The sequence below is a fragment of the Anaerostipes sp. 992a genome, assembly GCF_001940245.1.
Lineage (GTDB): Bacteria > Bacillota > Clostridia > Lachnospirales > Lachnospiraceae > Fimousia.
The window spans coordinates 200,184-218,615 of the sequence record NZ_MJIG01000004.1 but is presented as its reverse complement, the minus strand read 5'-3'; the positions used below and the strand labels follow the sequence as shown (position 1 = coordinate 218,615).

At 40.9% G+C, this 18,432-nt stretch carries 17 protein-coding genes; 14 read left to right on the top strand and 3 right to left on the bottom strand.

Translation table 11 applies throughout. The features are described 5' to 3' along the window. Positions 1-25: 25 nt before the first annotated feature. The 11 genes from BHF69_RS05365 (at position 26) to BHF69_RS05315 (ending at position 10,563) form a co-directional block, all read left to right on the top strand. Positions 26-622 carry an Ig-like domain-containing protein gene (locus tag BHF69_RS05365; RefSeq protein ID WP_075670044.1) on the top strand — a complete coding sequence of 199 codons (597 nt, stop codon included), beginning with the start codon at positions 26-28 and terminating at the stop codon, positions 620-622. An 81-nt stretch (positions 623-703) separates the two neighbouring features. Continuing rightward, positions 704-1,597 carry a metallophosphoesterase gene (locus BHF69_RS05360; protein ID WP_083651075.1) on the top strand — a complete coding sequence of 298 codons (894 nt, stop codon included), beginning with the start codon at positions 704-706 and terminating at the stop codon, positions 1,595-1,597. Positions 1,598-1,738: 141 nt separating this feature from the next. Beyond that, the gene (gene srtB / locus BHF69_RS05355; RefSeq protein ID WP_075670043.1) at positions 1,739-2,536 is read left to right on the top strand and encodes a class B sortase; all 798 of its coding nucleotides are present in this window, start codon (positions 1,739-1,741) and stop codon (positions 2,534-2,536) included. Beyond that, positions 2,520-3,671 carry an LCP family protein gene (locus BHF69_RS05350; RefSeq protein ID WP_075670042.1) on the top strand — a complete coding sequence of 384 codons (1,152 nt, stop codon included), beginning with the start codon at positions 2,520-2,522 and terminating at the stop codon, positions 3,669-3,671. The genes srtB and BHF69_RS05350 overlap by 17 nt, the downstream gene beginning before the upstream one ends. Positions 3,672-3,696: 25 nt before the next feature. After that, positions 3,697-3,942, top strand: coding sequence for an LPXTG cell wall anchor domain-containing protein (locus BHF69_RS05345; RefSeq protein WP_075670041.1), 246 nt, complete (start codon positions 3,697-3,699; stop codon positions 3,940-3,942). A gap of 152 nt (positions 3,943-4,094) precedes the next feature. After that, complete coding sequence (locus BHF69_RS05340) at positions 4,095-4,853, top strand: tyrosine-protein phosphatase (RefSeq protein ID WP_075670040.1); 759 nt, start codon at positions 4,095-4,097, stop codon at positions 4,851-4,853. Between the two features lie 13 nt (positions 4,854-4,866). Then, entirely contained in the window at positions 4,867-5,739 is an 873-nt protein-coding gene (locus BHF69_RS05335) for a DUF5011 domain-containing protein (RefSeq protein ID WP_242946117.1), read from the top strand. 15 nt (positions 5,740-5,754) lie between these two features. Next, positions 5,755-7,251, top strand: a complete 1,497-nt coding sequence (locus BHF69_RS05330; RefSeq protein ID WP_075670039.1) for a CpsD/CapB family tyrosine-protein kinase — start codon at positions 5,755-5,757, stop codon at positions 7,249-7,251. A 31-nt stretch (positions 7,252-7,282) separates the two neighbouring features. Beyond that, on the top strand, positions 7,283-8,731 hold the full coding sequence (locus BHF69_RS05325; RefSeq protein ID WP_075670038.1) for a polysaccharide biosynthesis tyrosine autokinase: 1,449 nt from the start codon (positions 7,283-7,285) through the stop codon (positions 8,729-8,731). A 70-nt stretch (positions 8,732-8,801) separates the two neighbouring features. After that, entirely contained in the window at positions 8,802-9,617 is an 816-nt protein-coding gene (locus tag BHF69_RS05320) for an aldo/keto reductase (protein WP_202816992.1), read from the top strand. 10 nt (positions 9,618-9,627) lie between these two features. Beyond that, positions 9,628-10,563, top strand: coding sequence for a glycosyltransferase family 2 protein (locus BHF69_RS05315; RefSeq protein WP_075670037.1), 936 nt, complete (start codon positions 9,628-9,630; stop codon positions 10,561-10,563). A 100-nt stretch (positions 10,564-10,663) separates the two neighbouring features. Here BHF69_RS05315 and aroA read toward each other — a convergent pair whose 3' ends face one another. Continuing rightward, positions 10,664-11,941, bottom strand: a complete 1,278-nt coding sequence (aroA, locus tag BHF69_RS05310) for a 3-phosphoshikimate 1-carboxyvinyltransferase (protein ID WP_075670036.1) — start codon at positions 11,939-11,941, stop codon at positions 10,664-10,666. Positions 11,942-11,985: 44 nt separating this feature from the next. Continuing rightward, a complete protein-coding gene (locus tag BHF69_RS05305; protein WP_075670035.1) occupies positions 11,986-13,101 on the bottom strand; it encodes a prephenate dehydrogenase in 1,116 nt (371 codons plus the stop codon). A 241-nt stretch (positions 13,102-13,342) separates the two neighbouring features. Here BHF69_RS05305 and BHF69_RS05300 point away from each other — a divergent pair, with 241 nt between their 5' ends. Continuing rightward, the gene (locus BHF69_RS05300) at positions 13,343-15,418 is read left to right on the top strand and encodes an elongation factor G (RefSeq protein WP_075670034.1); all 2,076 of its coding nucleotides are present in this window, start codon (positions 13,343-13,345) and stop codon (positions 15,416-15,418) included. A gap of 15 nt (positions 15,419-15,433) precedes the next feature. Beyond that, complete coding sequence (locus BHF69_RS05295) at positions 15,434-15,982, top strand: HD domain-containing protein (protein ID WP_075670033.1); 549 nt, start codon at positions 15,434-15,436, stop codon at positions 15,980-15,982. Between the two features lie 91 nt (positions 15,983-16,073). Here BHF69_RS05295 and BHF69_RS05290 read toward each other — a convergent pair whose 3' ends face one another. After that, a complete protein-coding gene (locus BHF69_RS05290) occupies positions 16,074-16,439 on the bottom strand; it encodes a VOC family protein (RefSeq protein WP_075670032.1) in 366 nt (121 codons plus the stop codon). A 154-nt stretch (positions 16,440-16,593) separates the two neighbouring features. Here BHF69_RS05290 and BHF69_RS05285 point away from each other — a divergent pair, with 154 nt between their 5' ends. After that, positions 16,594-18,270 carry a L,D-transpeptidase family protein gene (locus tag BHF69_RS05285; protein WP_075670031.1) on the top strand — a complete coding sequence of 559 codons (1,677 nt, stop codon included), beginning with the start codon at positions 16,594-16,596 and terminating at the stop codon, positions 18,268-18,270. The last annotated feature ends 162 nt before the right edge of the window (positions 18,271-18,432 follow it).

Below are 18,432 nucleotides of genomic sequence, written 5' to 3'. Positions count from 1 at the left end.
GATTGAAATGATCTGGAGGGAATATATGAAGCATTATATAGAAAGTAGTTTTGTATTTTTCTTGACATTTTTGTTAGGAGTGTCTTTGCTGGGAGAAATATCCTTTGCAATGGAGGAGACGGATGCATTAGTATCGGAAGAAGTTATTTATGCGGATTCAGAATATGACACGGATGATTCAGAATATGGACAAGGCGGTTTGGTAGTCACCGGGGAAAAGAGCAGTTATATCAGACCAGGAGAAGAATCAGCTTCTATTTTCTGCAAACATCAGTGGAAGGTTATAAAGACAAAGCGGTCAACTGCCCTGGAGAAGGGATGGAGACTGTATCGATGCACCAAGTGCGGCACTCAGAAGAAGACAGCCATTGCAAAGTTAAAGCCTTATATAAGGCTGAGCAGAACGAAGATGACCATGCAGGAGGGGGACAGATCTTCCGCACTGAAAGTTTCTTCTATGCAAAAGGGCGATAAGCTAAAGGCATTTACCTCCAGTAATACACAGGTTGTTACGGTGAACCGAAGAAATGGAGTACTGAAAGCGAGGAAGAAAGGCAAAGCAGTGATTACGGTTAGGCTTGCCAGCGGTAAGACTGCAGAATGTAAAGTGATAGTGAAATAATGGAGGAGAACTATGAGAATTGGAGTTTAGAATTCTCATGGTTCTTTTTCAAATGGGGATAGAAAGAAAAGGGGAATGAAGATGAAAGAGAAGAGATTGAGAGGATGGTTGTGTGGGATACTGCTGTTGTTGGCAGTTCTGACCGGAGTTTGTGCATGGGAGATTTATCGCTCTTATCATGGATTGGAAGAACAGGAATATACGATTCGCTCGGACAAGGTGGATGCACCGGTAACTTTGGCGGTCATCTCAGATCTTCATGATCATGAATTTGGCCAGAACAACGAAGAATTGGTGAAGAAGATCCGCAACATCGATCCAGATGTAATTCTAATGGTTGGGGATATGTTAAACGATATTTCGGAAGACGATCATGTGGTCGTAACACTTCTTGAACAGCTTACCGGTGATTATCCAGTCTATTATTCTCTTGGAAATCATGAGGAGAATTATATGGAAAGACAGAAAAGCAAAAGGCTGTGGAAGGATATCCAAAATGCCGGAGCTGTCCTGCTGGACCAAACCTATAAGAGAGTGAGCATCAATGGCAATCCTATCTGTATTGGAGGCATGTATGATTATGCTTTTGAGGTGGATGGAGCTGGTCATATGAGCAAAAAAGATATGGACCCAAAGACGCTTACATTTTTGGAGACGTTTCAAAAGGAAGAGGAATATAAGATCATGATGGCACATCGTCCGGATAGTTTTATTTTTGGAGAGGCGTGGAAGACCTGGAACATCGATTTAGTCATCTCTGGACATGATCATGGCGGGCAGGTGGTCCTACCGGGAGTTGGTGGAATTTTTGGTGGAGACCAAGGATGGTTTCCTAAGTATGATTATGGAGAGTTTCATTTTGAAACGGTAAAGAACATGATCATTACGAGAGGCTTAAGCAGTGATAAAAAGGTATTGCCAAGGTTTCACAATCCACCGGAGATTGTAACGATTCATCTGGAAAGAGCAAAGTAGATATGGATATTAAGAAGCAGCCAGATACATTGACTTTCTGAAAAAGGTTGTTTATAATACATTTATATAAGAATATGGGAATCCGGCATTTATGAAGTGCCGGATTCCGTTTGCACAGAGACAAAAGGCAGGGAGCATGTTATGGATCAGAACGGGAAAAAGAAAGTGTGGAAGGTCATATTTGTATTGGCCATCTTGGTCTTTGTGGGATGTGGAGTCTATTATGGAGTTACCACATACCGGAATTATCTGGCCGAGAAGCATCGGCAGGAGATTCTAAAGGAGATGGAGAGTACGGAGTTTACTGGTGAGATGGAGGGAGAGGAACCGGATATTCCAAAAGGAATTCGTCATGGAGAGGATGTGGACTTTGAGAAGCTTCGAAAGATCAATTCGGATCTGTATGCATGGATTTATATCCCGCATACGAAGGTAGATTATCCGATTGCCCAGAGTGCCGATGATAATTCTTATTATCTGAAGTATAATATGAATAAGGAACCGGAGTTCGCCGGATGTATTTATACGGAGAATTATAATCGCAAGGATTTTGAGGACCCGAATACGGTCATCTATGGACACAATATGAGGAATGATTCCATGTTTGGAAGCCTTCATGACTTTGAAGATAGTAAGTTTTTTGAGAAGAATAAGTTTGTATTTATCTATACGCCGGATAAGGTGATGACCTATCGGATTTTTGCCGCTTATGAGTATGATGACAGACACATACTGGGCACCTTTGATTTTAGCGACAAGGAAGTGTATGATAAGTATTTAAAGAGTATCTATGAGGTAAATACTATGGTATCCAATTACCGTAAGGATGTAAAAGTGACCAGCGAGGATAAGATCATTACGCTGAGTACCTGTGCAAGCGGTAAGCCGGAATCTCGATATTTAGTACAGGCGGTGTTAGAAGATGTCAAGACAAGATAAAAAGGAACTGGAGCAATTGAATCAGGAATTGAATCAGGAATTAAGTGAGTATGCCAGAGAGCATGAAGGGGATATGGGTAAGGATAAGAAGATTCAGCCCAAACGGAAAAAGAAGAAGGGAAAGCTGTGGAAGAAGATCCTGGTAGTTTTGCTGGTTCTGATCATCGTAGCAATTCTTGGAGTGGCCGGGCTGTTTGCCATGGGAAAGGGTTCCTTATTCAAGGATCTGGTCAATATGAAAGATACCATTCATGGGGCAAAAACGGAGGATAATGGAGATTTAATTGTTTACAATGGAGAAAAATACAGATATAATAAGGATGTGACCAGCATTCTTTGCATGGGTATTGATAATGAAGAAATTGCAGATGACGAGACGTTAAAGGAAAAAGGTGCAGGACAGGCAGACAGTATCTTTCTGATTGTCATCGATACGAAGAAGAACAAGACTACCTTGTTGAATATTTCCAGAGATTCAGAAGTTGATATCAATGTATATGATGAGAATATGAAGTATCAGGGTGTGAAGACTGCACAGCTTTGTCTTGCCTATGCCTATGGAGATGGTAAGGAGAAGAGCTGTGAGAATATGATCACTTCTGTGAAGCGTCTGCTTTATGGAATGCCAATTGATTCTTATATTAGTATGAATTTATCCGGAATCAGCGTACTCAATGATGCCATTGGAGGAGTTGATGTGAATGTGTTGGAGGATTTATCTAATGTGGATCCGGAGCTTAAGCAGGGAGCGAATGTAACCCTCCATGGGGATCAGGCTGAGACTTATGTGAGATACAGAGATGCTTATTCTGCAGATATTGGCACGAATAATAATCGTATGCAGCGACAGAAGCAGTATGTATCTGCTTTTATCCAAAAGGTAGTGGAACAGAGTAAGCAGGATATTATGCTTCCGCTGGATTTATATAAGATGGTAGCAGATGATAGCGTAACCAATCTTAATGCTGCCAAGATGTCTTATCTGGTATCTTTGGCCGGTAAGAGCGATCTGTTGGATGCAGAGGTGATTACAGTACCTGGTAAGGTATTTAAGAAGAACGGATTTACCCGTTATGATGTAGATGATAAGGCACTGTTTGAGATTATTCTCGATGTGTTTTATGATAAAGAATAATATAGTTAATAAGGAGGTATGTATTATGAAAAAATTAACAACACTTGTATTGGCATTGGTAATGATGTTAAGTATGTCAATGAGCGTTATGGCTAATGATGACAACTATAATCCAAGTCCAGATAGAGATTCTGAGACAGAAAAACCATCTGGTGGCGGAGAAGAAACTTCACCAAAGACTGGTGATACAACAATGCCAATGACCGTTGCTTTTGCAGCACTAGCAGCAATTGGAGTTGCAGGAATTGCAAGAAAGAAAATTTCTGAATAATGATAGTAATCATGATCCCCTCTCTCTGTTTTCAGGGACAGGGGATTTTTGTTCTTACATAAGAAATTGTTTGAAATGCTTATGCAAGAACAAAGGGCTCCGTAAGGAGAGGAAGAAGTATACAAAGATATTGTAATCTTGAGGTGATTGACATGATAGATATCCATACCCATATATTACCCGGAATGGATGATGGGGCGCGGAATATGAGAGATTCTCTCAATATGGCCCGTCTTGCGGTGGAGAGTGGAGTACATACCATAATTGCAACTCCCCACTGCAATATCCCCGGGTTTTTTAACAATTATTTTGATCCGTTTTTCCATCGCTTGCTGATGAAGCTTCGTCAAAGACTTTCTGAGGAGCGGATTCCACTTCGGGTGTTTAGTGGTATGGAGGTATTTACAACCGGAGATGTGATTGATAAGATGGAGGATGGCAGAATTATTTCTCTGAACCATTCTCGTTATTATCTGATGGAATTTCCATTTGATATCATGCCGGAAGTGATGGAGGATCGTCTGTTGCGCATTGTGCATACAGGTCGGGTTCCCGTGATCGCACATCCGGAGAGATACCATTGTATTCAGGATATGCCACAGCTGCTTTATGAATTGCTGGATAGGGGATGTAAAGCGCAGTGTAATAAAGGTAGCTTTTTTGGGTATTTTGGGGAGAGTGCAAGAAAGACTGTGGAGGTACTGGCGGATTATCATCTGATACATATGGTGGCCAGCGATGCACACAGTCCTTATGAAAGAACGACATATATGGGGGAGATACAGGAATATCTGGAAGAGCGGTATTCGTATGAATACGCAAAAATGCTTTTGTATGATAATCCAAATCGGCTTATTTATGATCAGCCGATTCCTTTTCAAGGGAAAAAGATAGAAAAAAAGTACTTGTAGGAGGAGTATAAGGATGAAAATTGACATGAAAAAACTGACAAAGATCTGTTTTGGCATCTTTCTGGCTTCATTACTCTTAAGTATAGCTTTCTGGTTTATTCAGATCAATTCTCTGGACCGCGTGGGGCCGACGATCAAGATGGATAAGAAGACTTTGACCGTAGGGATTAAAGCGGATGATGAGGATTTCTTAAAGGGAGTGACTGCCGTAGATGATAAAGATGGAGATGTAACAGATACTCTGGTGGTGGAGAAAGTATCCAATTTTTTAGAGGATGGAAAGCGGGTCGTAACTTATGCCGCAGTGGACAAAAGCACCAATGTAACCAGAGCCAGCAGAGTGGTAAAGTATAAGAATTACAAATCTCCAAGATTTCAGTTGAAGAAGCCTCTGGTGTTTGCCAGTACGTCTTCAGACGGTCTGGATATTATGGAGAATCTGAAAGTGAAGGATAAGATTGATGGAGATATCTCTGATCAGATCAAGGTTCTTTCCGACAAGACCGTAGATTTATACGATGCCGGAGATTATAAGGTGGATTTCCGTGTGACCAACAGTGCCGGAGATACCATTACCCTTCCAGCTACCATTGAAGTATATGACAGTGACAAAGAGAGAGAACGTCCTTTTATTTATTTGGATCAGTACGTGATTTATGTGAAGAAAGGACAGAAAGTCAGCCCAGGCTCCCACATTGAGAAGGTTGCTGTGGGAACAGGATATGATATGGATCCAGATGATATCATTTCTGATGTCAGCACCAGCCAGGTTCAATATGATGACAGCAAAGTAAACTATAAAAAACGCGGTACTTATGAGATTAAGTATAAAGTAAAGGTGGACTCCCATGTGGGAACTGTACGCCTGATCGTGGTCGTATATTAATGGGAGGACAGAAGAATGAAAGAATATGAGAATTACCAGCATATGTCCAAAGATACGGACAGTCCGATGAGTTTTGATCCGTATACCATTTTAAAGGACATTCAGAAATGGATTGTGGTGATCGTACTGATCGCAGCATCCATTAGTCTGCTGATGTACGTCAATCAGGGGCGTAAATACGTAAAGATGTATGAATCATCCAGTACCTTTATCGTATCATCCAGCGGAACCAATAATAATGTATATAATAACTTATCGGTTACTTCTGAGATTTCCAAGAAGTTTTCTGAAATTTTAAACAGTAGTATTCTGCAGAAGAAAATTGCGGAGGAGCTTGGCATGGAATATTTTCCAGGACAGGCCACCGCAGAAATCGTACCGGAGACCAACCTGCTCGTGTTAAAGGTGCAGGCAACTTCCCCAGAACTATCCTTCCGGCTGACCAAAGCACTGATGGATAACTATGATATTGTATCCGATCTTCTGATCGGAAATGTTGTGCTGGATGTCCTGCAGGAACCGGAAGTCCCATCGGAACCGATCAATCGTTTTATGCCGTTTGATATCATGCAGAAGACTTTCCTGATCACAGTGGCAGGGCTTTGTATCGTTGTTGGCATTTGGTCATATATGAAGGATACCATCAGAAAGCCGAAAGAGGTTTCCAAGAAGCTGAATACCAAGCTGTTAGAAACGCTGTATCATGAGGATAAGAATAAGACTTTACAGGCTAAGATCAAGCAGGAGAATACCCACAACAGCATTCTGATCACCAATCCGTCTACCAGCTTTCGTTATGTGGAAACCATGCGCAAACTGGCACGAAAGGTAAAGAGCAGCATGGATGAGGCCGGGGCAAAGACTGTTCTGATTACCAGCGTAGAAGAGGGAGAAGGAAAATCTACGGTTGCAGCCAATCTGGCATTGGCACTGGCAGAAGAATCCAAGAAGGTATTGCTGATCGATGGAGATCTAAGAAAACCGGCTCAGTATAAGATTTTTGGGTACACAGAAGAAGAAACGGATCAGTTTGGTAAGATGTTAGAAGGAAAGGCAAAGGCGGATCGACTGATCAACCAGATTACCAATACCAATCTGTATGTTTTATTAAATAGCATAGGATATGAAAATTCTACAGAGATGTTAACAACGGGATTGTTTGAAAAGATACTTTCTTATTTGAAACAGCAGGTGGATTATATTGTAATCGATACTTCTCCTATGGCACAGGTGGCAGATACAGAAGAACTGGTAGATATGGCTGATGTGTCCGTATTGGTTGTGAAGCAGCATGTGGCTCAGACCAAGGACATTAACGATGCCATTGAAGTGTTGAATTCTACTGGTATGAAGCTGCTTGGATGTATTTATAATGATGCATTTGTCGGAGTCGCAGAAAAGACAAGAAATTACGGCTACGGTTATGGATATGGCTACGGCTATGGTTATGGCGGTTACGGCAAATACGGTTATGGCGGAGCATACGAAAAGAACCGTTCTAAGCATGTATAACTAAGTGAAAAAATCTAAATAAGGAGATAGTATGGAAGACAGACAGAAGATTTACTCCAGCGAAGAGCATGATTTGATCGACATTACTACTTTGCTGCGAGATATGATAAAAGCAATACAGCATTATAAGATCCGCTTTGCAGTTATTATCCTCGTATGTATGGTACTGTTCTGCGGATACCGACGCATTACTTATGTACAGTATTATGAAGCTTATAAGACCTATACCATCAGTGCCAGCATCTCTGCGGAATCCTCTAATGTATATTTGGATAACGAGACAGCCAATCAGATGGCCAAAACATTTCCGTATATTTTAAAGAGTGATATCTTGAAGGATGTGGTAAAGGAAGATTTAGGAGTAAAGAAGATTCCTGGAAGCATTTCTGCGGAAGTGATGCAGGATACGAACTTGTTTACATTAAAAGTAAAATCTAAAGATCCAAAGATGGCAGAAAAGATTTTAAAATCTGTCGTTAAGAAGTATCCTTCCGTTGCACAATATGTAATCGGAAGCTCTCATTTGGAGCTTTTGGATGAATCCGGAGTTCCAACAGCACCGATCAATCCATTTAATTACAAAAGAGAAGCGGGAATCGGAGTTTTAATCGGAATCGCAATCTGCTTTGTATTGATTTTGATCTATGCATTTACCAGAAAGACGATTCATAACGAAGAGGATTTGAAGAAAATCTTAAATGTACCGACCATTGGAATGCTGCCAAGAGCCAGATTTAAGAGAAGCAGTAAGCAGCAGTCAGAACTGGTACTGATCGATAACCAGAAGATACCAGATGGATTTTTGGAATCTACCAGAAGTATCCGTACTCGTTTGGAGAGGATCAGCAGGGAAAAGGGAATGAAATCGTTCCTGATCACCAGTGCGATGCCCGGTGAAGGAAAATCTACCGTATCTGCCAATATTGCATTGTCTCTGGCAGCAAGGGGCAAGTCTGTGATCTTAGTTGATGCGGACCTTCGGAACCCATCTACGGCCAAGGTATTCGGCATTACGGAGGAACGTCATGGTAATGGCACGTTGGATGTATTAAAGGGACAGGTTTCTTATCAGGAAGCCTTAATTCCGTATAAAGAAAGCAATGTAAAGCTTTTGCTTGGTTCCGAAGCCATCTCTGATACGGCATCCGTCCTAAGTGGAGAGACGATGAAAAATTTTGTCAAAGAACTGGAAAAACGTGCAGACTATGTCATCATTGATACGCCGCCAAGTGGGCTGTTGTCAGATGCAGCCATCGTTGGACAGTATGTGCAGGGTGCTATTTTTGTAGTTCGGGAGGATTATACATGGATCGACCGTATCATCGAAGGTACGGAGATTCTGGCAGCTTCAGGGGTAAAGATCGTTGGAAGTATTTTAAATGATGCCAGTGCAACCAGAACAAAGCATGGATACAGTGGAAGTAAGAATGAATTCCGTTATCGAAAGATTGGGAAAAAAGCCCAGCAGGAATCAGAATAAATGCAAGGACACCAACCGCGTTCTTGCGGTTGAAATAAAAACATTAATAGTAAGAAATGGAGAACTGACTATGAAAATGGAGTATATTACATTAAATAATGGCCTTAAAATACCACAGATTGGACTTGGAATGTGGGATACCTACGATGAGGAAGCTGCGCAGGCAGTTTCCACAGCGCTGAAATTAGGATATCGTCACATTGATACCGCTATGTTCTATAAGAATGAAGCGGCAGTGGGAGAAGGAATTAGAAGAAGCGGCGTTCCGAGAGAAGAGATTACGGTAGTAACAAAAATCTGGTATACCGATATGGTGCAGGGAAAGGTAAGAGAGACCTTTGAACAGAGCCTTGCCAATTTGGGACTGGATGATGTGGATATGTATCTGCTTCATTGGCCATTGAATGATGTTGCCGGATCCTGGAAGGTGTTGGAAGGATTATATGAGGAAGGAAGAGTGAAGGCCATTGGAGTCTGCAACTTCCAGAAGCATCATATGGAAACACTTTTAGAGACGGCGAAGATCAAACCGATGGTCAATCAGATTGAAAGCCATCCCTTATTTACACAGGATGAGCTGGTAAGATATTGCCAGGAACAGGGAATCACAGTAGAAGTATGGGGACCATTGGGACAGGGCAATGATCTGACCAATGAAACTATCATAAATCTGGCAGAGAAATATGGTAAGACACCAGCCCAGATTATCTTAAGATGGCATATGCAAAGAGGTGTTATCGCAATTCCGAAGTCAGTGAAGGAACACCGAATGGTGGAAAATGCAAGTGTCTTTGATTTTGTATTATCTGAAGAAGATATGGCTGCTATTTATGCACAGAATACAGGAATAACAAAACGCGGATATCAGCCTGGATATGAATGGTAAGTGAAATTTTATGTTATCAGTAATTATACCTGCTTATAATGAAGAGAAAATGATTCAGAAGGCAGCAGGAGAAGTTTCCTGGCATTTGAGGGAAGCGGAGATTGATTATGAAATTATATTTATCGATGATGGTTCAAAGGATAGGACCTGGGAAACCATTTGTCGATTATCTGAAGAGTCAGATAAGATCCGAGGGATTGCCTTTTCCAGAAACTTTGGAAAGGAGTCTGCGATTTTTGCAGGACTTGATAAGGCTCAAGGTGACTGTGTGGCGGTGATGGATAGTGATCTGCAGCATCCACCGGAAAAACTGGTGGAGATGTATCATCTCTGGCAGCAGGGCTATGAGGTGATTGAAGGCGTGAAGAAAAGCCGTGGAGAAGAAAGTCCATGGCACGCTTTTGGTGCCAGATGTTTTTATAAGCTCATGGGAAAAGCCATTCATATGGATATGAGCAGGGCATCTGATTTTAAGCTTCTAGATCGTAAGGCGGTCAATGTTCTGTTAAATATGCAGGAAAAGCAGGCCTTTTTCCGGGCTCTTTCCTCCTGGATAGGATTTACAACGGCTTCCGTCCAATTTGAGGTGCAGGAACGTGAATGTGGAGAGTCCAAATGGTCCACATGGGCATTGGTAAAATATGCAGTATCTAATCTTGCATCTTTTTCGGCGGCACCGATGCAGATTGTAACTATTTTAGGGGGAATTATGTTATTTTTTTCCCTGATTCTGGGAGGCATTGCTCTGGTACAAAAGTTTCAGGGCGTTGCACTGGAAGGATTTACTACGGTGATCATTATACAGCTGTTTACCGGTAGTATGATTATGATCAGCCTGGGAATTATCGGCTATTATATTGCCAAGATTTATGAAGAAATCAAAGGAAGACCACGTTATATTATTGCAAAGCAATGTGGGAAGATGAAAAAAGGTGAACTTCTGTAAATGGAAGTTCACCTTTTCTCATCGGTGGAAGGCAGCATATAAAGCAAAGGAGTATACTGTCTTCCATATATTATATTGAAAAAGATAAAAGAAAGCGAATTTACTGCGCCAGCTGCTTTAATGTATCATAAAATGTTGGATAAGATACATCTACGCACTGGGCATCTTCGATCACAGTTTCTCCGTCGGCATTGATACCGGCAATGGAGAAGGTCATGGCAATGCGATGGTCGTATTTACAGTTGATGCTTATGCCATGTAATGGCTTGCCACCGTGGATGATCATACCATCTTCTGTGGCTATCGCATCTGCACCCATGCGCACAAGGTTATTTACCATAAGGTCGATGCGGTTGGATTCTTTTACTTTTAATTCTTCTGCATTTTTGATAACAGTTTCGCCTTCTGCGAAGCAGGCCAGAACGGCGATGATCGGAAGTTCGTCAATTAAGGTTGGAATCAGATCTCCGCCGATAACGGTTCCGTGTAACTTGCTGCTTTTTACTGTAATATCTGCAGTCGGCTCTCCATTGTCATCCTGAACATTGGAAAGGGTAATGTCAGCCCCCATAGCCTGGCAGACTTTTATGATACCATCTCTGGTCTGATTGATACCCACATGCTTCATTGTAATCTGGGAATCAGGAGTGATAAGGCCTGCGACAATAAAGTAAGCAGCAGAGGAAATATCACCTGGTACTACGATATCCTGACCAGTCATCGTCTCTGGCGGGTAGACAGTGGCGGTCTTGCCTTCGCATCGGACATCGACACCAAAAGACTGAAGCATCAATTCGGTATGATTTCTGGATACGGCAGGCTCTGTAACGCTGGTTGGACCGTCGCCATATAAGCCGGCCAGAAGAACAGCGGATTTTACCTGAGCGGAAGCGACAGGGGAGTCATAATGAAATGCTTTGATTTTGCTGCCCTTTATGGATAAAGGAGCACATCCGTTATTATGTACACTGGTAATATTCGCTCCCATTGCATTCAATGGGGTCATGATTCGTTTCATCGGGCGGCTGTTTAAGGATTCGTCTCCAGATAAGGTAACGTCAAAATCCTGACCACTTAAGATTCCTGAAATCAGGCGGGTCGTTGTGCCGCTATTGCCTACATCCAGGGTTTTGTCAGGTTTGGTAAGGCCATGAAGTCCCTTACCATGTACGGTTACCACCTCATCGCTGACATCGATCGCAATGCCCATAGAGCGGAAACAGTCGATAGTAGCCAGACAATCGGCTCCCATCAGGAAGTTTCGAATTGTGGTGGTACCTTCTGCAATGGATCCAAACATAATGGAACGGTGGCTGATGGATTTATCTCCAGGGATGGAAATGGTTCCATGAAGTCCCTTTGTGCGTGTTAATTTCATATCAAGTCTCCTTTGTATTAAAATCTATGGCTGCTGGGAAATAGTTATTTTCTCTGATATACCACGTAATCGTGTTCGCGGAAAATCTGTGCTGCCTGAATTGCAGATTCATTATCATGCAGAACAAGCTTTAAGCAGCCTTCTTCGTATTCACGGTTATGAATAATACCGATATTCTTAATGTTAATGTTGTGTTGGCCCAGAAGTGTAAAGGCAGCACCAAGCATACCAGGTTCGTCTGGGATATCCAGGAAAAGCTCATGTGTCTTCTGCATCAGGCCTACGGCAGTTTCTGGTACGGAATCACGGTACTCTCCAGCCATCTGAAAATACTGGTTGATATAATCGTTCTCTGTGTCATTGATCGCATCCAGAAGCTCATTAAGATCTCCGATGACGTTCTCCAGCAGATGGGCAATATTCTTGCGGTTGGAGATAGTAATCTGCTCCCATACTTCCGGGGAAGAAGAAGCGATACGGGTAATATCCTTAAATCCTCCTGCACAGAGCTGCTTAAGCATACCGTCCTTCGTATCCATCTTTCGTACGGTGTGCACCAGTTCGCAGGCAAGAAGATGAGGCACATGGCTGATAGCTGCTGTAATCTGGTCGTGCTCGACTGCATCAAGATGGATGGTCATAGCACCTAATTCTTCTATAAAACTATTTAGTTCATTTACCTTTTCCTGAGGGACCTTGTCCGTCGGAGTCAGGAAGTAATAAGCATTCTCGATCAAACGGTCATGACATGCACTGTAGCCGCTCTTTTCAGAACCTACCATAGGATGTCCGCCGATAAAACGTTTTTCCATGCCTAGGGTCTTGACCATCTCGTGAATCGGACTTTTTACACTTCCTACATCGGTGATGATACAGTCTGGATTTAAGCATTCCTGTAAAATAGAAAGATATGCCATGTTATGTCCTACTGGTGTGCATAAGAAGATGTAATCACATGGATAAAACTCAGATTTTACATTATGTACAGTAATATCCAAGGTGCCATCGTCTTTGGCAGCCTGTAGTGCTTCGGTATCCGTATCAAATCCGATCAATTTGTAATTTGGAAAGACTCTGCGGATTGCCTTGGCTATGGAACCACCAATTAATCCTAATCCTACAAAGCCAATGCATAAGGTTTCGCGTTTGTCTTGTTTCATATTTATTCACCAATCTTTCGATAAAATCTCCAATTCATTGTACACAAAAAAAGTAGGAAAGTCAATACATTAATGCTTTAAGGCAATAAAGTGTTGGAACAAAATGGGAAGCATGGACGGAAGCTTCTATTTTGATACAAAAAAGTGTGGAATTTTTTGTGTAAAGTATCCAAAAGTATTGAATGTTGCTTTGATTTCTAGTAAAATATGAATAACGAATTTAGTATTGGAGGGCTAGAAGATGAACGTATATGAGTCAGACAAAATCAGAAACGTAGTATTACTAGGGCACGGCGGAAGCGGAAAGACTATTTTGCTTGAAGGATTGGCATATGCAGCTGGTATGATCAATCGTATTCGTACGATTGAAGAGGGCGGAACGATCAGCGATTATGATAAAGAAGAGATCAAGCGTAAATTCTCTATTCAGGCTTCCGTTGTTCCGATTGAATATGAAGGAATCAAGATTAATCTTTTAGATACACCTGGCTTTTTTGATTTTTCAGGGGAGGTTTACGAAGCGTTAAGCGTTGCAGATGCAGCGATCATCTGTATTTCAGGAACAGATGGTGTACAGGTTGGTACCATAAAGGCGTTTGAATATTGCCGTGATTACCATATTCCTTGCATGGTATTCGTGTCTAATATTGACAGCGAGAAAGCAGATTTTATGGGAGTGGTTAGTAAGCTAAAGGATCTGTATGGACAGAAGATCGCACCATTCCAGTTACCATTATGGGAAGAAGATAAGTTCATGGGATTTGTAAATGTAGTTAAGATGGCAGGACGTCGTTATAATCCTGACGGAACTTATGAGAAATATGATATCGATGAGGGCGAGATCGACGAATTAGACGAATGCAAAGATATGCTGATGGAAGCAGTTGCAGAGACCAGCGAAGAGTATATGGAACGTTATTTTGAAGGCGGAACATTTACAAGAGAAGAAGTATCTCTGGCACTTCGTCAGACCGTTATTGAAGGGGATATCATTCCTGTATTGATGGGATCTTCTGTTATGAGATACGGCCCACATGCTGTTTTAAAAGCAATTAAGAAGTATTTTCCATCTCCAGTTAAGGATAATGTCATCTATCATGGTGTGAACCAGAAGACAGAAGAAGCCTATGTTGCAGAATATGACAGCAGTAAGCCGGTATCCGCATATATCTTTAAGACCATTGTAGATCCATTTGTGGGAAAATTCTCATTGGTAAAAGTATGTGACGGTGTTCTGAAGAAGGATTCTGTATTGTATAATGCAGAAAAAGGCGAAGAAGAAAAGGTTGGTAAACTGTATATATTAAAAGGCAAGGATAATGTGGAAGTCGATATGCTTAATGCAGGAGATATCGGTGCCATTGCCAAGCTGGCAGTTTCCCAGACGAGAGATACGTTATCTACAAAAGATTGTCCGATCATTTACGAAAAGACTCCAGTTCCAACTCCATATACATTTATGAGCTATGTAACAAAGAAAAAGGGTGAAGAAGACAAAGCGTCCAGCGCCATCAAACGTCTGATGGAAGAAGACCTTACTTTAAAGGAAGTAAACGACAAAGAGAACAAACAGATTTTGTTATATGGTTTAGGTGATCAGCACTTAGACGTTGTAGTCAGCAAGTTGAAAGAACGTTATAAAGTTGAGATCGAACTGACCAAACCAAGAATTGCATATAAGGAAACTATCCGAGGAAAAGTTACGGTACAGGGAAAATACAAAAAGCAATCCGGTGGACATGGACAGTACGGTGATGTTAAGATGGAATTCGAGCCATCTGGCGATCTGGATACACCATATACATTTGATGAAAAGATTTTTGGAGGAGCAGTACCAAAGAATTATTTCCCTGCAGTAGAAAAAGGGGTTGCAGAAAGCTGTGAAGCAGGACCATTGGCTGGCTATCCAGTTGTTGGTATTAAGGCAACATTGTTAGACGGTTCTTATCATCCAGTAGATTCTTCTGAATTGGCATTTAAGATGGCATCTAAGATGGCATTTAAGAATGGTATTATGGATGCAAATCCTGTTCTGTTAGAACCTATCGTATCTCTGAAGGTAGTGGTAACCGATAACTATACTGGAGATGTTATGGGGGATCTGAATAAACGTCGCGGAAGAGTATTGGGAATGAATCCACTGGAAGGTAAGCAGGAAATCATTGCAGACGTGCCATTGGGAAGTCTGGTTGGATATTCAACTACCTTACGTTCTATGACTGGCGGAAGCGGAGAATTTTCATATGAATTCAGTCGTTATGAGCAGATGCCATTTGACGTACAGGAAAAGATCTTAAAAGAAGCCAAGAACGACTAATGGAGGAAGAAAGACATGCTGGAAAGAGCGGTAATATTTGCGGCAAATGCCCATAGAGGTCAACGTAGAAAAGGAACGAATCTTCCATATATTGTTCATCCGATGGAGGTTGCAGCCATTGCAGCAGGGATTACGGATGATATAGAGGTGATCTGTGCGGCTATGCTGCATGATGTGATTGAGGATTGTGATGGGGTAACCTACACGCAACTGGAACAGGAATTTGGGTCAAGGGTAGCATCTTTAGTAGCTATGGAGTCAGAAGACAAATCTAAGACCTGGCAGGAGCGAAAGCAGCATACCATCGATTTCCTGACCTATGAAGCCTCAAGGGAGATGAAGATTATCGCATTATCAGATAAGTTGGCGAATATCCGTTCTTTGAAGAGGGATTACTTAAAGATAGGAGATGAATTATGGCAGAGATTTAATGAGAAGGATAAGCGTAAGCAGGGCTGGTACTATTGCAGTATGATTCCAAGCCTGTCTTCTTTAAGCTATAGTTCAGAATATCACGAATATGTAAGACTGGTACAGGATGTTTTTCAAGATATTATGAAATAGAAGTTTTTTATGATATAAAAAGATATAAAAAAGGCTGTCATGCTGGGAGCGAGAGCGCTTGGCATGATGGCCTTTTAAAATGATAAAAAACTTATTTTGCTGGAACGATTTCAATCCAGTATCCATCCGGGTCGTTGATGAAGTAGATGCCCATATCTGGATTTTCATAGCAGATGCAGCCCATTTCCTCATGTTTTTTGTGTGCAGCATCATAATCATCTACGGTAAATGCAAGATGATATTCCAATTCACCTAAATTATATGGTTCCGTACGATCGCGGAGCCAGGTAAGTTCTAACTGGAAATCTGTACTTCCATCACCCAGATATTTTAAGATAAAACTACCGTCATCAGCTTTCTTCTCCCGTACAACAAAAAGTCCGAGAGCTTCTTTGTAAAATGCCAGACTTTTGTCTAGATCTAATACGTTAAAATTAAAATGGTTAAATTGAAACATAATAGAAACCTCCTTTGATTTACTGTAAAACAGCATTGCTGTGTTTTAGTATAGCATATTTTTCAAAAAAAAGAAATTTGTACTATCTTTCTTATTAAAAAAATAGTATAATTAAAGTCGTTATTGTTTAAATGTAAGATTAGGAGGAAAAAGCATGAAAATCAAAAGATTAATTGCCGGATTTCTTGTTCTTGTAATGTGTTTTACCTGTGTGAACTTACAGGCAGTGGACACTCAGGCAGCTTCCAGTAAATACTGGATCAAAGTAAATTATCAGGCAAATGTTGCTACTGTTTACAAGTACACAAGTGGCGAATGGAAACCGGTAAAAGCAATGTTGACTTCCTGTGGTACGAATACACCAAAGAGTGGAAGTTATAATACGGTAGAAAAATGTCCTGGATGGAAAGCATTAATGGGACCAAGCTATGGTCAGTATTCTACCCGTATCGTAGGAAGTATTTTATTCCATTCAGTATGGTATTACAGCAAAGACAGAACAACTCAGGCAGTTGCGCAGTTTAATAAGCTGGGTACAACAGCTTCTCATGGATGCGTTCGTTTATCTACAGAGGACGCAAAGTGGGTTTATAATAATTGTGCAGTAGGAACCAAGGTTACCTTCTATAAGAGCTCGAACCCTGGACCTCTTGGAAAACCGGCAGCTTATAAGATGCCAAGCAGTGCTGGTAAGATGAACTGGGATCCAACAGATGCAAGTTCTAAGAACCCATATTACCAGACACGACCAGTGTTAACTCAGAAGTATAAGGCAATTAATTATGGTTCCAGCAATGATACAGCAAGAAAATTAGTTACTGCAAAACAGCAGAATGGTAAGAGCTTAAAGAGTCTGACTATTACTGTAACAAAATGGGATGCAAAAAAAGAAAAATACGTATCTGCAGAATTTAATAATAAGAAGGAAGGTACGTATAAGATCAAATACAAAGCAGTTGGTACTAAAGGAGTATCTATTACCAAGACATTTAAATTCGTAGTAAAGGATACATCCGCTCCAACCATCAAAGCATCTGACAGAACCGTTGCTTTAAATACTGTCAGTGCAGTGAAAGGTATGTCTGCGAAGATGAACAATGGAACTGTTCGTACAACAGCAGCAAAGGTTTACATCAAAGAACCAGGAAGCGATTCTTACAGCAAAGCAAAATCTTATAATGAAGCAAAAGAGTACAAATTTACCAAAACTGGTACATATAAAGTAAAATATACTGTAACTTGTAAGAATAAGACTTTAAGTGGTAAGTATAACAAAGCTACAAAGGAAATTACAGTAACCGTTAAGAAACCAACATTGAAATTAAAATATAAGAGAATAACCAGAGGTCTTGGAACAAAGATCACAGAATCCTATCTGAAGTCCTTAGCAACAGCAAAGGATTATGATGGAAGTAAGTTGTCTGTATCTATTTCTGGATTTGATGATATTGATGTAAATAAAGTGGGTGAATACACAATCACTTATACAGCAGTTGGTGAGAATAACATCAAAGTTACGGCAACGATGAAAGTCGCAATTGCAGAAGTAGTATTTGAAGCAAATGACGGATACGAAGAATTAAAAGATGGCATGACCATTGAAGTTCCTGCAATGGATGAAAAGAGTGTACAGACAGCGATTGAAGCATATGGTAAATTCGTATTTTCTAACGGAGTAGCAATTACACCAACCTATACGATCGATGCAGAAAACAGCACATGTACCATTACTTTTGAAAAAGCACCAAACGATAAGATCACATTGAATCTTGTGTTAGCAGGGGCAGCAGAGACATCAGAAACTGAAGAGGATGTACCTGTTGTAGAATAATTTGTTTTAAAGAAGCAGCATGATTTTTCATGCTGCTTTTTAAACTTTATCCGGAAATATTGACAAGAAAATTCAGTATGGTAAAATAAAACAGTTAAAATCTATATTTTATTATATCAATAAATCTGTGAGAAGGCAGATATCATTAGGAGGAATAGATAT